Raw genomic sequence first — 14859 nt, forward strand, 5'->3', positions numbered from 1 at the left:
GTCGCGGTGGTGGTCACGGCCCGCACTCGGGATGTGGCGGTGCCGTGTCCGGTGTGCCGAACGCCGACGGCGCAGGTGCACGGGTACCACCGCCGACGCTTTGTTGTCTTGTTCAAGGAAACGTTCCCCCTTCCCTGCCGCCATTAACGGCTACTCGTATTGCAAACTGCTGCAACGGCAGGCATCGCCACCCTAGGCGCCCTGCACCTCAAGGGGCCAACGATTAAAGGGCTGTTGACTTGAATCCGCTTCGCCACAGACGGACACGCCGCCACCATCGTAGGGTTTGCAATCGCACGGAACGGGGTTACCACTCGCCCACTGGCCGGGAACGGGTATAGCAGGAGACGAGCAGGACCGTGCCGGTCAGCAGCAGGACAGTGAGGGTCACGGCGAGGGCCTGGTCGTGGGTGTCGTGCATCGGGTCTCCCGTCACGGCCGCGCGCCGAAGATCACCCGCCGGAGAGCGCCGGACAGCCTGTCTGCCCGGCGGCGCGCCGCCACGCCGACGCGCAACACCCCCAAGAGGCCGCCCGATCCCCCGCCGCTCCGCCACCACGCCCGCACTCCCCTTCCCTCGTTCTTTTTTCCTGGGTGGGGCTGTTATGGGGGCGCAGAGGGGGATGTCGGGTCCCCGACCAGGCCAAACAGGCATAGTGACCTGGAGATACACCGTCAGGCGGCAGGTGGGTGCGCACAGTCGTCGGCGGGGTCGTCGGAGGGGCTTCCGGCGGGGTTGCGGGCGTGGTCGGGGCGGGGCGATCGCATCGTGACGCTGGTCGGGCCTTGGTGGTCGGTGGTCCGGTCGGGGCCGACTGCTGGCCTGGACGTACGAGCGGCGCCGGAACAGGCCCGGCGCGGCAACGTACCTGAAAGGCAACGATGTTGAACGTGGATGCTGGTGGCGGGGACCGGCTCGCCTTAGCCCTGCTGGCGCAGTACCGGATGACGACGACGGAACAGATGCACCAGGTGATCGCGCCCGGGGTGCGGATCGAGCAGACCCGGCGGCGCCTGGCCAAACTGCGCCACGAGGGTCTGATCGACCGAGTCACCCTGCCGCAGGCCGGACGGACCCGGGTGTGGTTCGCTACCCAGTACGGCGTGGACGTCGCCTCCGAGTGGCCCGAGCTGCGCGAGCGGCGGCCGCCGAGGCTGATCGCGGACCGCACCGCGGTCCGGCTGCGCGCCGGGCACGCGCTGACCGTGACGGAGACCGGGCTGGCGTTCCTGCAGGACGCCCGCCGCCGCGGGGACGAGTGCCGGCCGCTGGACTGGATCCCCGAGGTGTACCACCCTCTCGGCGGCGGTGAGGCCGTCATTCCGGACGCGCTGCTGTACTACCGCCGCTCCGACCAAGGCGGGACGATGCTGCGGGCCTTCATCGAAGTCGACCGGGCCACCATGGGACCCGAACGGCTCGCCGCGAAACTCACCACCTATGCCCGCCTCCACGATTACGTCCCAGCGCCTTTGCCCGGACGTCCGCGGACCACCGCCGGGCAGCAGCTCCAGGAGGAGGACTGGCGGCGCCGCTACCCGCTGTTCCCACGGCTGCTGTTCGTCCTGGACGGCACCGGCCCGGCCGGTGTCGACCATCGCATCCGCGCCCTTCGCGCGGCTGCCTCGGAACTAGCCCTGTCCAGCTTCCTGCGTGACGTTCCCGTCCTGGTGGCGGCCTTGGTCGACCTGCTCCGCAATGGCCCTTCAGCGCCCGTGTGGCGCCTCATCCAAAACCCCAACCAGCGCGTCGGCTGGAGCCAGTCCCGACATCCGTAGGCAGCGCATCGCGCTTATCCTGGTCGGCGTTGCAGGCCCGACCATGGACCGGGTCCGCGGGTGGGTCGCGGGCTCGCGCGTGTTCCGATCGGTGGGTGCGGTTCTGCTCAGGCATGCGGGTTCTGGAGGGCTCGGTCCTGGTCAGCCAGGCCGTGTCCGACTTCCTCGAAGTCGATCAGTCCGAGGGCCAGCGGGGGCCAGCCAGCTCCGCAACGAGGAGTCCCCGTTCAGGTACGTCAGGGGAAGCTCGGCGGCCTGACCGGGGAGGTCGCGGGCGATCTCCCCGGTCAGAGGGAATCGGTAAAGGCCTCGGTGAAGGTTTCCTTGTTCTTTTCGAGGGTGAAGCGGAGGCGGAAGAGTCGTTCGGAGGTTGACCATTGGGTGTGGCGGGCGACCTTGAGGGTGCGGGGGTCGGTGGGTCCGTAGGCGGCGGAGAACTCGTGGAGGACCTGGGTGAGCATGACGCGGGCCTTGGGCATGTCGTTGCCGCGTTCGGCGAGGGCCAGGGCCAGGAAGTGGTGGGAGGCCAAGGTGGTGGGGTGGGTGGGGCCCAGGTGGGTGAAGGCCTCGTCGTAGGTGCGTTGTCTCAGGGCGATGGCCTTGGAGTGGTCGCCGACGGCGTGGTAGGCGCTGATGAGGGCGCCTCTGGTGGTGAGGATCTCGTCGGAGAGCGGGGCATGCAGGCGTTCGTAGACCGGGAGGACCTGTTCGCGGAGCATGATGGCGTCGCGGCGGCGGCGGATCTGGACCAGGGCGCGGGCGAGGGTCAGTTTCGCGTCCAGGGTGCTGGGGTTGTCCGGGCCGAGGAGGCGTTCGCGGGCGTCGACGGCGGCGGTGAGGAGCTTGACCGCGTCGGTGTGGCCGCCAGCGGTCTCGAAGATGTGCGCGAGGTCGTCGATCTCGTCCGAGAGGTAGAAGTCGTCGGTGGGGAAGCCGCCTGAGAGGCGCTCCAGTTCGCTACGGGCGAGGGTGACTGCCCGTGTACGGAGGAGGGCCGAAGCGTACATGAGGGCGACGTCGCGCTTGCCGTACTCGGCGAGATGCGTTTCAACGACCTTCGCGGCGCTGCCCCTGAGGCCCAGGGCCTCGTAGGCGGCGGCGAGCAGGTCGGCGGCCTCCTCGGCATTGGCGGAGTCGGCGCCGTCCGTCCGGACGGAGTGCCTGAGGATCTGCCGGGCGTTGCGGACGGCGGTGTAGGCCCGTCCGTACTCTCCGGCGCCCCCGGGCCGCAGGCCCCGCCAGGAGCGGTAGGGCTTCAGACACTTCCTGACCAGCGTGTACTGCGTCCCGATCGTCAGGTCGTGATCGGGGCCGAGGTGACGCCTGCAGTCGTCGGCCAGCCGCTTTAGCCGTTCGATGGACTTGCCGCGGTCTCCCAGGTCGTCGAGGAGGTCGGCGAGCCGCAACCGCGACATGAGGGCCTCGGCGCTGCTCGGTCCGAGCACCCGCTCGCGCTGCTCGATGACCGTCGCGAACAGGCGGGCGGCTGCCACTTTGTTGCCGCCGGAGGCGTAGGTCCGGGCGAGCGCGTTCCTCGCGGTGAGCGTGTCGGGGTGCTCCGGCCCGAGCTGGTCCCGTCGCTGCTCGGCCGCCTTCTCCCAGAACGCCGGATCCCGGTGGCTTCCGCTGGTCACGGTCAGCAGGTCGGCGGTCTGCGCGTGCACCGACTGGAGTTCGGCGTCGGACGTCCCCAGGGTGTGGGCGGCTAGCGTCACCAGATGGGGTACCGCGTGCTCCTGCCACCGCTCCGCGTCGACGACGTCGGCCATCCACATCCGATGAAGCGCGCCGAATGCCCGCCGCGGCGCGCTGGTACCCGTCCGTTCGGGCGGCGCGCTCCGCATGGCGGACTGGACGAGCCGGTGCAGCGACAGGTCGCCCCAGGGGGAGACGTTCACGAGCGCGTAGGAGGCCAGGCTACCGACCAGCACCAGGGTGTCGTCTGCGACCGGATCCGGTTTCCAGAAGTCGACGAGTTCCCGGGGGATCTGCTCCGGGCCGTACCAGGACAGGACCTCGAGTAGCGCCGACTCGGACGGGGTCAGCCGGTCGAGCGTCGCCGTCCAGATCCTTCGCATCGCCCGGGGTTCGTCGGCCGACAGGCTCCAGGCCCAGCGGCCCTCGGAAGGCCGGTCGAGCCGTTCCAGATAGGCGCTCGCGGTGACGTTGTTCTGGGTGAGGAAGGCGCTGGCGATCTCGATGGCGAGTGGCAGCCCGTCCAGCGCCGTGCAGAGCTCCTCCGCGCCGTCCAGCAGGGCAGGATCGGCGACGGTGCGGCGCAGTAGGTCGAGCGCGTCGCCGGCCTTGAGGGGCGGGAGCCTGAGGGTGGCGCCGACCTCCTCCCATCCAACGACCTGGCGGGTTGTCAGCAGGAAGCGCCCGTCGGGGTAGGAGGAAAGGATCTCGGCGACGTCGCGGGGACGCGCCACGTTGTCCAGGACGAGGAGCCATCCGGAGCGGCCGCCCAGCCAGGTCCGGGCCCACTGGGCGGCGACGGAGTCCCCGTGCGGCACGAGGGCGGGCTCCAGCCGGTGGGCGAGCGCCGCCAGACCGTGCTCGATCTGCTGGTCGTCGTCGCAGTCGATCCACCAGACCGGGTTGTATGACGTCCGGAGCGCCGAGGCGTGGGCCTCAGCGAGCGCCGACTTCCCGACCCCGCCCAGCCCCGTGATGATCTGCACGTGCGCGCGCCGCGAGAGCGCCGAGAGCTCAGCGGCCCGGCCGACGAGCCCGTCAACCCGTTTCCTGGACCGTCGGCCGGAGGGAGCGGTGCGCGACGGGAGCCGCAGCAGGCCGGGCGGGCAGCCGACCTCACCCGGCTCCCGGTAGCGGGGCAGTTCGACGTTGACCGTGTTCCGCGCGTCGGGGCCGGTTGAAATGATGGCGAAGTTGGTGCCGACGTGGATCCCGTCCGCCATCAGAGCTACCTGGTGTTGTTGATCGTGTTGGTCGCGGCCGACCCGGTCGAGATGATCCCCTCGTTGGTGCCCACGGTGACGGACGGAGCCGCTCCCGCGAGCATCGCGCGCAGGTCCGCGACCAGCTGCGAATCCTCGGTGAGGGCGTTCCGCAGCTCGCGCCGGAGCGCGCCGACCGTGTCCGGATCGGACGGATCGGCGGCGACCTCGTCGAGGAGCCCGGCGATGGGATCGTCGGCTTCACGGTGGCCGAAGACCCGGAGCAGGATGCGACGCCCGGCACTGATCGTCGCGCTGGCGGCCTCGTCCTGCGCCTGCGCGAGCACCGCACTGCCGTAGCTGGCCGCCGCCGCCGCGATGAACGGGGTCGCGTCGTTGACCACCTGAAGAATGTCACCGCTCATCGTCCACTCCCCCGTCGGCCCGGGCGCACCTCAGCTCCGATGCTCGATCACCGGCCGGGCCGCGTCAATAGCTGGCCCGGGCGGATGGAACGGTCATCAGAACCAGTGCCAGAAAGCCTACAAAATGTAGCCGAGGTGACAGATACCGCGCCTCATCAGTGAGCGTTTTCAGCGTGGCCACTGATTCCTAATGCTGTCTGTCAAGCCGTGCGGGCAGTAGGCGGCTTGGCCTCGTAGGTCCGTCCGTCGCGGAGGAGGGCCCAGAGGACGTTGACGCGGCGGCGGGCCAGGGCCAGGACTGCCTGTATGTGGCGCTTGCCCTCGGCTCGCTTGCGTTCGTAAAACCTGCGAGAGTCCTCGCAGTAGCGGATGCTGAACAACGCGGAGATGTAGAAGACGCGTTGGAGTCTGCGGTTGTAGCGTCGGGGGCGGTGGAGGTTTCCGCTGATCTTGCCGGAGTCGCGGGGAACGGGGGCGACGCCGCCGAAGCCGGCGAGCCGGTCAGCGGTTCCGAAGAGGTCCATGTCGCCACCGGTGGCGGCCAGGAACTCGGCGCCGAGGATGACGCCCAGGCCCGGCATGCTGGTGATCACTTCGTAGGCCTGGTGCTCGCGAAACCGGGCCTCGATCGCCTTGTCCATCTCGGCGATCTGTTGGTTGAGGGCCATCACCTCCGCGGCGAGGGTGTGCACCATCTGCGCGGTCAGTTTCTCCCCCGGCAGGCTGGTGTGTTGGCGCCCGGCTGCCTCGAGAGCTGTCTCGGCGAGCTGGTCTGCTCGCAGGACCCTGCGGTTGCGCAGCCAGGTCTCGAGCCGTGTCTTGCCTGTCCGGTGGAGAGCGGATGGTGTCTGGTAGCCGGTCAGGAGGACAAGAGGTCCGGTGTTGGTGAGATCCAATGCCCGTTCCAGGCCGGGGAAGATGCCGGTGAGCTGGGCTCGCAGTCGGTTGACCGTGCGGGTTCGGTCCGCGACCAGGTCCAGGCGTCGACCGGTAAGGATCTTGAGGTCGGCGACGGTGCCGTCGCCGGCCCGCAAGGGGTGCAGGTCGCGCCGGACGCGGACCTGGTCGGCGATGACGGCGGCGTCCTTGGCATCAGTCTTCCCCTCGCCGCGGTAGCTCTCGGAGGCGCGGTGGATGGCCCGGCCGGAGATGTAGTGCACCGGCTGTTCGTGGTTGAGCAGGAGCGCGATGGCCAGGGCGGCTCCGCCGTCGGCCAGGTCGATGCCCCAGGTCACCGTCTCGCCCAGGGCCAGGACGTCAGTGAGGAGCTGGAGCAGGTCGGGTTCGTCGTTGGCGACGCGTCGAGACAGCAGCCGGTGGCCGTTCTCGTCGATCGCGACGCAGTGGTGGTGGGTCTTGCCTGCGTCGATGCCGGCCCAGATCGCGGTCAAGTGGTGCCTCCGTGCGGTGTGGTGCTGGTGCCTCCCGACGGACGACTTCGCTGTCGATTCCCTACTCAGCGATCATTCGCAATTCCTAATTGGCAGCCGAGTCGTCGTGGGGTACCAGGCGGCCAATCAGTGGAGGCCACATCATCGGCTATCGGGTGACAGCCACACCCGGCACCCCTGGGTGGGTGAACCATACGAAGGGCTCACCACGTCCCGCAGAACAACGTAGGGATCGGGTGACGCGGTGAGGTTGAGGTGAGGGCCGCAACGCACAAAGCCCCCGTGCCGTTGGGGGAGGTGTTCGAAGTCTCAACCCATCGGCACAGGAGCCTCGTTGGTTCCCTATCCTGCCGCACTCGACCTCCCGCACGCGCTGGTCGAGTGGGTCACGATGCTCATCGTCACCCGTGAGGGTGACCGACGGTGCAAACTCCCGCCGCACCAGCGGGCGCTCGTCGCTCTGGTGTACCTACGCCGCCACGACACCCTCACCCGGATCGCGTCCGGCTTCGGGATATCCGTCGGCACCGCCCACGCGTATGTCACCGCCGTGACCGGCCTGCTCGCCGAATGGGCCCCTGGCCTGCTCAAGACTCTGCGCGAGCATGATCCGGAGTTCGTCCTGCTGGACGGAACCCTCGCCGAGTGCGACCGCGTCGGCGACAGCCGAGCCGACTACTCGGCCAAACACCGCCGGCACGGCGTGAATGTCCAGGTCGTCACCGATCCCGCCGGTGAGGTGCTGTGGATCTCGCCCGCGCTGCCGGGCCGTACCCACGACCTGACCGCGGCCCGCGCCCACCGCATCATCCGGATCTGCGAGCGGCAGGGCGTCCCGATCCTCGCCGACCGCGCCTACCAGGGCGCCGGTCCCTGGGCCACCACCGGACTCAAACGGCCACCGGGCGGTGAACTCACCCTCACCCAGCGCACCGTCAACCGGGCCCTGGCTGTGGCGAGGGCACCGGTCGAACGCGGCATGGCGCTGCTGAAGTCCTGGCAGATCTTCCGCAGATCCCGTATCAGCCCCAACCGCATGACTGTCATCACCAAAGCCGTCCTCACCCTGGAGAGGCAACGCTGAAAACACTCACTGCGGTAGTCCTCCTCCGTGTCGGAGCCGGTACCGACCGGAAGACCTTCACGGCAACCCGCCGCCGCAGCCGCAGATCGAACCCGCGGTGGACATTCCCGACGCCACCGGAACCGATCAGCCCGGTCGAGGCGATAGCGACCCCGTCAGAACCCGCGCGCTGCCCATGGAGGTCAGAGCGAAATCCGACCCCCGGGGGACTGTCCGCCTAGTGTCGGGAGGTGGCCAGGTTTGAAGCGTCAGATCGGGAGGTAATTCGGCCGGTATGGCCATGTGCTTTTGGGCATGATGTAGCGGGACGACCGTCGCCAGGGGAGGGGGCCGGATTCGATGGTGATCGAGGCCGGGGTAGTGGCCGGGTACGTGATCGCGTGGGCGGTGCGAAAGGCCCGCCGGGTGGCTGGCCGCGCGGATGCCGAGGTCGACGTGGCCATCGATGCGGGGCTAGACAGGTTGCACACGGCGGTGGTTGCCAAGCTCAGCGGGCATCCGGCTCTGGATGACCTGACTGAGGAGGCCGCCGTTGGGGAAGGACAGGTCAGCGAGTTGACCCGTCAGCAACTGGAGTTGGCAGTCATGGCGGCCGCGCGTAAGGACGACGTCTTCGGGAGGAAGGTCACCGAGCTGGCCGCCCAACTGCAGGCCGCCGAGAAGGCCGACGGCGTCTCCGTGGTGGCTGGTTCCGGATCCACGGTGTTCTGCGGGGACGCTCACGCCCAGGCCAGCGGAGACGCGATCGCGATGGGGCAGGTCGGCGGGAACGTGAACGTGGATCGGGGTGTTGCGGACGGACAACGGCTGGGCCCTTCCGAGCCGGGCCGGTCTCGCCCCTGACCGCACCCGGAACATCCGGTGGCGAGGGCGCCGCCAGAACGCCGGAACTGTCAGCAGATTCGGTTTGCTCGTTGCCGGGGCTCGGCAACGAGAGGGGCGGTGGTACCAGCTTCGAGCGGGTCGCCGGAAATGTGATAATCAACCAGATTCGGGTGTCCGGTGGGTCACGGCCGGTGCGCTCCGCCTATCGGCGGCAGGTGGAGCGGATCGCCCCGCCACGGTTACTGGACCGGGATGCCGAGCTGGCAGAACTGGCTAGCTTCTGTCTGGAGGAGCGCCGCGGTCCTTACGTGTGGTGGCGAGCTGGGCCATGGGCTGGCAAGTCTGCTTTGATGTCCACCTTTGTGCTCACTCCACCGGCCTTGATGGCGGCTGGGAGGGCACGGCTCGTGTCGTTCTTCATTACGGCTCGTCTGGCTTCGCAGGACACCCGCGAGGCGTTCACCACGGCGGTGACGGAGCAGCTGTGTGCGCTGCTCGGCCTGGACCTGCCAGTCGGCGGGGATGAGGCAGCGCGGGAAGCGGCTCTGCTGGATCTTCTTGCCGATGCTGCCGCCGCCTGCCAGCAGGAGGGTGGTCGGCTGGTGCTACTTGTCGACGGGCTGGACGAAGACCGTGGCGTGACCACTGGACCGGGAGCGCACAGCATCGCCGGACTGCTCCCCGGCCGCCCGCCGGCCGGGATGCGGGTCATCATCGCTGGCCGCCCTAACCCGCCGATCCCGGATGATGTACCCGACTGGCACCCGTTGCGGGATCCAGGGATCGTCCGGCTGCTCGTCGCCTCTCCCCACGCGCGGGGCCTGCAGCGCCTGGGCCAGTCTGAACTCAAGCGCCTCCTCAGAGGCAGCCGTGTTGAGCAGGATCTCCTGGGACTGCTGACCGCGGCCCGTGGTGGTCTGTCTGGTCCGGACCTACGGGAGCTGACGGGTACGGACTTGGTGACCGTGGAGGACGTCCTGCATACCGTGGCGGGGCGCACGTTCACCCGCCGACTGGCTGCCTGGGCACCGGACGACGGGCCCCAGGTGTATCTGCTCGGCCATGAGGAACTGCACAATTCTGCCTGCCACTACCTCGGTCAGGAGCGACTCGCCCGATATCGGGGCCAATTACACACCTGGGCCGAGAGGTACCGCACCCCTGCCGAAGGCCGGCCGCCGTGGCCACTGCACACCTCCGAATATTTGTTGACCGGCTATCCTCGCATGCTGGCCACCGAAGGTGACGTCAGCCGCCTGAGCATGCTTGCCATGGACCCGGCACGCCACGACCGAATGCTCGACCTTTCTGGCGGGGACACCGCCGCTCTGACCGAGGTCAAGGCTTGCCAAGATCTGCTCCTCGCCAGCCGGGAACCAGATCTCTACATTCTGGCCAGACTGTCCCACCGCCGCAGCCAACTTGAATCGCGCAACGCCCACATCCCATCTGAGCTTCCCGCTGTGTGGGCTACCCTCGGCCAGCCCAATCGGGCAGAAGCACTCGCCCGAGCTCTTACCGACCCGGACCAGCAGGCGCTGGCGCTGGCGGGGGTGGCGGTAGCACTGGCCAAAGCAGGCAACCACACCCGGGCCCGCGAACTCGCCACCCATTGTGAGCAGATCACTCGCACCCTCACCGATCCGGATCAACGAGCGCTGGCACTGGCGGGGGTGACAGTGGCACTGGCCGAAGCAGGCAACCACACCCGGGCCCGCGAACACGCCACCCACTGTGAGCAGATCACTCGCACCCTCACCGACCCGGATCGGCGGGCACGGACGCGGGCAGCGGCGGCTGTAGCGGTCGCCGCGGCAGGCAACCACGCCCGGGCCGTGCGAATCGCCCGCACCATCACCGACCCGGACCGGCGGGCACAGGCGCTGGCCGATGTGGCTGGAGTGGTGGCCAAGGTCGGTGACCACGCGCGAGCTGAACAAATTGCCCGCACCATCACCGACCTGGACCGGCGGGCACGGGCGCTGGCCGACCTGGCTGGGGTCGTAGCCAAGGCTGGCAACTCCGGGCGGACCGAACAGATCTGTCGCTCCATTGCCAACCCGTACCAGCAGGCTCGGGCCCTGGCTGCCCTAGCTGCAACGGTGGCCGCAGAAGGTGACCGCACCAGAGCCCACGAACTGGCGACCACTTGCGAGCAGAGCGCTCGCAAACTCACTGACCCGTACCAGCAGGTCTGGGTGCTGGCCGACCTGGCCGCAGCGGTCACCGCGACCGGGTACCACGCGTGGGCCGAGCAAATCTCGCGCGGCATCACCAGCTTGTACCAGCAGGCACGAGCACTCGCCGACCAAGCCGCGGTGAGTGCCCAAGGGCGGGCCGGACGGATCGCTCCCAGAGCCTCCGCGGCGTATGAGCGGTCACGCGTGCTGGCCGACCTGGCACGTGCGGTGGCCTCGGCCGGTCACCCAGCGCTGGCCCGCGAGCTGGCCACCGACGCCGAATACATCGCCCGCACAGTCACAAACCCAGATCAGCAGACACGGACACTGGCTGCCTTGGCCAAAGCAGTAGGTATGGCCGGCCACCACGCAGGGGCGGAACAGATCGCTCGCAGCATCACTGACCCGTACCACCAGGGACAAGCGCTGGCAAACCTGGCTGAAGAGGTGGCCTCAGCGGGTAACCGTGCATGGGCCGAGCAGATCGCTCGCACCATCAGCAACCGGATGCAGCGGGTAGATGCACTGGGTGCCGCGGCTCGGGCAGTGGCCCAAATGGCTCGGACGGTTGCCAAGGCCGGCGATCATGCGCGCGCTGAACAAATTGCCCGCACTGTCAACGACCCGGACCTGCGGGCCCGGGCGCTGACCGACGTGACCCGTGCGTTGGTCACAGCCGGTCAGCACGGGAGGGCTGAACGCTTGGCTCGCACCATCACCGACCCGTACTGTCAGACCTTAGCTCTGACCGCCCTGACTGAAGCGGTGGCTATGGCCGGAAACCACGCGCGGGCCCTTGAACTGGCTACCGAGTCCGAGCAGCTCGTGCGCACTATCACGGACTGGCAACGCACACTGGCATTGAGCGCCGTATCTGAGACAGCGGCTAAAGTGGCCGGGGCAATAGCCGCAGCAGGAGACCTCGTTCCAGCCGAACAAATTGCCCGCACCATCCCCCTTCCTGACTGGCGAGCACGGGCACTCGCTGCAGTAGCTGAGGCAGTAGCTACGGCGGGCGACCTCGCGCGCGCCTGCGAACTGGTCACCGATGTTGAGGGGATAGCTCGCACCATCGATGACCTGCAACGGCAGGCACGAGCACTTGTCGACGCGGGTGAGGCAGTGGCCCGGCTCGCCAGGGCCGTCGCTGCGACCGGCAACCACGCGTGGGCCCATGAACTCACCACCAAGTCCGAGCAGATCAATAGCACCATCGTCAACCCGGACCGGCGAGCACGGGCACTTGTGGAACTGGCCAGATCAGTAGCCGAGAGTGGCGACCACATTCGGGCCGTGGAAATTGCTCACTCCATTGGCTACCCGCTCCAACAAACCCAGGCACTGGTCAACGTGGCGCAGACGTTGGCCGCAGCGGGTAAACCCGTTCCAGCCGAACAGATCGCCCGCACAATCAATGATACCGACGAGAGAGAAAGAACGTTGATCTATGTGGCCGAGGCGTTCGCCTCAGCTAACGCCCAAATTCCGGCCGAGCGGATCGCCCGTACCATAACCAATCCAGACCGGCGGGTGCAGGCACTGATCGCAGTGGCAAATATTGTCGGTTCACCGCGAGCGTGCCATTTGCTGGGGGAGGCATTCACATTGGGTTCATGGCTGAAGCCCTTGACAGTGGTGGCAAAGATTTACCCGCAAGCGATGATCCGGATCGCTGTCGCGGTATACGGAGATATCCTCTCGCAGGAACCCCAGTCGTAATAACTGCTGCACGTAGCACCAGGGATCAAACCACGGAAACTACTTACTGATCGTTTCAGAATGAGTTGAGCTGTGGGTCTTGTGCTCGGCGATCTTGGTCGGCAGGGTGTCCGGGGTGCATGCTGATCTTGTTCCGGATGACCTGTGGGAGCGGGTGGCACCGCTTCTGCCGCCCGCTCCCGAACAGCGCCACCGCCACCCGGGTCGACTGCGTGTTCCAGACCGGGCGGCCTTCGCGGGCGTCATGTACGTCTTGCGGACCGGTGTCGCCTGGCGCGATGTCCCGGCCGAGACCGTGGGCTGCTCCGGCGTGACGGCCTGGCGCTGGCTGCGGGAGTGGACCGAGGCCGGTGTCTGGCCGCGTCTGCACGCCGCCCTACTGACCGAACTACGCCGCGCTGACCTTCTCGGCCTGGACGACTGCGCCGTGGACGGTTCTCACGTCCGGGCCCTCAAAGGGGGGATCACGTCGGCCCCTCGGCCGTCGACCGTGCCCGTCCCGGCCCCAAACACCATCTGATCGTCGACCGCAATGGCACCCCGCTCGCTGTCACGCTCACCGGCGGGAACCGCCACGACGTCACCCAGCTCCTGCCACTGCTGGACGCAGTCCCAGCGATTTGAGGTCTACGAGGCCGTCCCCGCCGCAAGCCCCGGCGCCTGTACGCCGATCGGGGCTACGACTTCGACAAGTACCGCCGTCTGCTGTGGAAGCGCGGCATCAAGCCGATGACTGCCCGACGCGGCGTCGCGCACGGCTCCGGGCTGGGCAAGGTGCGCTGGGTGGTCGAGCGCGCCTTCGCCTGGCTGCACCAGTTCAGGCGGCTCCGCATCCGCTACGAACGACGCGCGGATCTCCACCAGGGCCTGCTCGAACTGGCCTGCAGCCTCATATGCCTTCGCCGCCTCCGAACTTCATTCTGAAAGATCAGCAAGGGGTGACGCCGGAGTCGGTGGCAGGGTAGCGAAGTCGGTCTCCTGCCCTTGCGAGCTGTACTCAGGTGAGGTCGAAGGTGACGTTCACGGAGCCGTCCCAGTCAGGTGCCTCCGTGAGCGTGAGGGTTCCATCTCCTGCCTCGACGACTCGCACCATGATCCCTCCGCGGTCCTCACCGGGAAACGCAATGGAGAAGTGGGGATCCATCTCCATGAGCAAGTCCCAGCCCTCGCGTTGGGTCGTGTCAAGGGCGTTGGCATGCCGACCGGTTGCCCGCCACTGGCCGACCGCGTCGACAGCGACGGTGATGTCGATGTCGTACATCTCAAGGCAAGTCGAGTGATTGGCCCACCATTCGAGGCGGCCCTGACCCACGAATTGATCCATGAACACACTATGCACGGTGCCTAGGCTGGCCGGGCAAGCCTGTACGGCTGCATGGCCGTCGTGGGCCAGGCCGCGTGCCTCGCCTCAGCCGACGGCGCCCCATACGCCTTCGCCGCCTCGCGACCTCATTCTGAAACCATCAGTTAGAGGTCGTTTTCACCTTAATTATTCTTGTATTACCTGGATTGTGGGTCGCAGGCATTCGATGCCAGTGAGACTGTCGGTGCGATGGAGTCCTGAGAGCCGGACGGGGTGACGCCTGGGGTGGTATGCGACTTGCGCCTGTCTCATTCCAAGACGCCCTGGTCCATGCCGTGCTTCCACCGCCGAAAACGCACGCCTGGGCGCACTCGGCTCGGGACGGTACGCCCAGGCCATGAGTGAACGACGTCCATATCCGAGTGATCTGTCCGATGCCCGCTGGGAGTTGATCGAGCCGGTCCTGACCGCCTGGCGCTTCGAGCGCCGCGGCCGGGCCCTGGACTTCGGACGCCCACCAGAGCACGAACTGCGCGAGATCATGAACGCGATCCTCTATGTGAACCGCACCGGGGTGCAGTGGCGCTACCTGCCGCACGACTTCCCGCCCTGGGAGACGGTCTACGGCTACTTCGCAAAGTGGCAGAAGGAAGGGGTATTTGCCCAGCTCAACGGCCTGCTGCGGGAGTTGGTGCGGCGAAAGGAGGGACGGAACGCGGAGCCGTCGGCCTGCGTGATCGACGCGCTGAGCGTGAAACCCTCCACCAGCGTTCCCGCCACCAGTCAGGGCATAGATGCGGGCAAGAAGATCGTGGGCCGAAAGCGGAGCATCGTGACCGACACGATCGGCCTCCTCCTGGCGGTACTGGTCACCGCGGCCAGTGTCCAGGACTCCGTGGCCGGCACCCAGTTACTCGACCGGGTTGCCGCCGCCCATCCCGGCATCCGCAAAGCCTGGGTCGACGGCGGCTACCGCCAGCACCTCGTCGAGCATGCCGCCACGCTCGGCATCGACATGGAAATCGTCGCCCGCACCCCCGGGACCAGGGGATTCACCTCGATACCGAAGCGGTGGACGGTCGAGCGGACCTACGGCTGGCGTTGATCATGTGACTGGAGGCTTGTCCGCTCGTTGGTCTGGTCGTGGGGAAACGTCAGTCCCGGCCGTGGATCGTTTCGGATGAACTGTGGGCCCTGATCGAGCCGTTGCTGCCCAAACCGGGGCCGAAACTGGTCGAGGGACGGCCAAGGGTGCC

Annotated in this window: 8 protein-coding genes and 3 pseudogenes; 7 read left to right on the forward strand and 4 right to left on the reverse strand. The window is 67.8% G+C overall.

The annotated features are described in order from the left end of the window. Positions 1-882: 882 nt before the first annotated feature. Positions 883-1779, forward strand: a complete 897-nt coding sequence (locus ACFW2E_RS23855; protein WP_384469106.1) for a replication-relaxation family protein — start codon at positions 883-885, stop codon at positions 1777-1779. A gap of 287 nt (positions 1780-2066) precedes the next feature. Here ACFW2E_RS23855 and ACFW2E_RS23860 read toward each other — a convergent pair whose 3' ends face one another. The 3 genes from ACFW2E_RS23860 to ACFW2E_RS23870 form a co-directional block, all read right to left on the reverse strand. Beyond that, positions 2067-4697 (reverse strand): tetratricopeptide repeat protein, encoded by a 2631-nt coding sequence (locus ACFW2E_RS23860; RefSeq protein WP_384469107.1) that lies wholly within the window; start codon positions 4695-4697, stop codon positions 2067-2069. A gap of 5 nt (positions 4698-4702) precedes the next feature. Further along, entirely contained in the window at positions 4703-5101 is a 399-nt protein-coding gene (locus tag ACFW2E_RS23865; protein WP_384469108.1) for a hypothetical protein, read from the reverse strand. A 200-nt stretch (positions 5102-5301) separates the two neighbouring features. Further along, positions 5302-6492, reverse strand: a complete 1191-nt coding sequence (locus tag ACFW2E_RS23870; RefSeq protein ID WP_384469109.1) for an IS110 family transposase — start codon at positions 6490-6492, stop codon at positions 5302-5304. Between the two features lie 334 nt (positions 6493-6826). Between ACFW2E_RS23870 and ACFW2E_RS23875 the strand changes: the two genes are divergently transcribed. From ACFW2E_RS23875 to ACFW2E_RS23890, 4 genes and pseudogenes are all read left to right on the forward strand, one after another. Further along, complete coding sequence (locus ACFW2E_RS23875) at positions 6827-7576, forward strand: transposase family protein (protein ID WP_384469110.1); 750 nt, start codon at positions 6827-6829, stop codon at positions 7574-7576. Positions 7577-7915: 339 nt separating this feature from the next. Next, on the forward strand, positions 7916-8419 hold the full coding sequence (locus tag ACFW2E_RS23880; RefSeq protein ID WP_384469111.1) for a hypothetical protein: 504 nt from the start codon (positions 7916-7918) through the stop codon (positions 8417-8419). A gap of 389 nt (positions 8420-8808) precedes the next feature. After that, complete coding sequence (locus ACFW2E_RS23885; protein ID WP_384469112.1) at positions 8809-12300, forward strand: hypothetical protein; 3492 nt, start codon at positions 8809-8811, stop codon at positions 12298-12300. Positions 12301-12415: 115 nt separating this feature from the next. Beyond that, positions 12416-13224, forward strand: a pseudogene (locus ACFW2E_RS23890) (IS5 family transposase). 73 nt (positions 13225-13297) lie between these two features. Here the strand turns inward: ACFW2E_RS23890 and ACFW2E_RS23895 are convergent. After that, positions 13298-13624, reverse strand: a complete 327-nt coding sequence (locus ACFW2E_RS23895) for a hypothetical protein (protein WP_384469113.1) — start codon at positions 13622-13624, stop codon at positions 13298-13300. Positions 13625-14000: 376 nt separating this feature from the next. On the opposite strand from ACFW2E_RS23895, the pseudogene ACFW2E_RS23900 reads away from it, so the two are divergent. Both ACFW2E_RS23900 and ACFW2E_RS23905 read left to right on the forward strand, forming a co-directional pair. Next, positions 14001-14702 (forward strand): annotated as a pseudogene (locus ACFW2E_RS23900) (IS5 family transposase); the annotation flags it as partial. A 44-nt stretch (positions 14703-14746) separates the two neighbouring features. Next, positions 14747-14859, forward strand: a pseudogene (locus ACFW2E_RS23905) (IS5/IS1182 family transposase); the annotation flags it as partial.

The organism is Streptomyces sp. NPDC058964 (assembly GCF_042741275.1).
GTDB lineage: Bacteria > Actinomycetota > Actinomycetes > Streptomycetales > Streptomycetaceae > Streptomyces.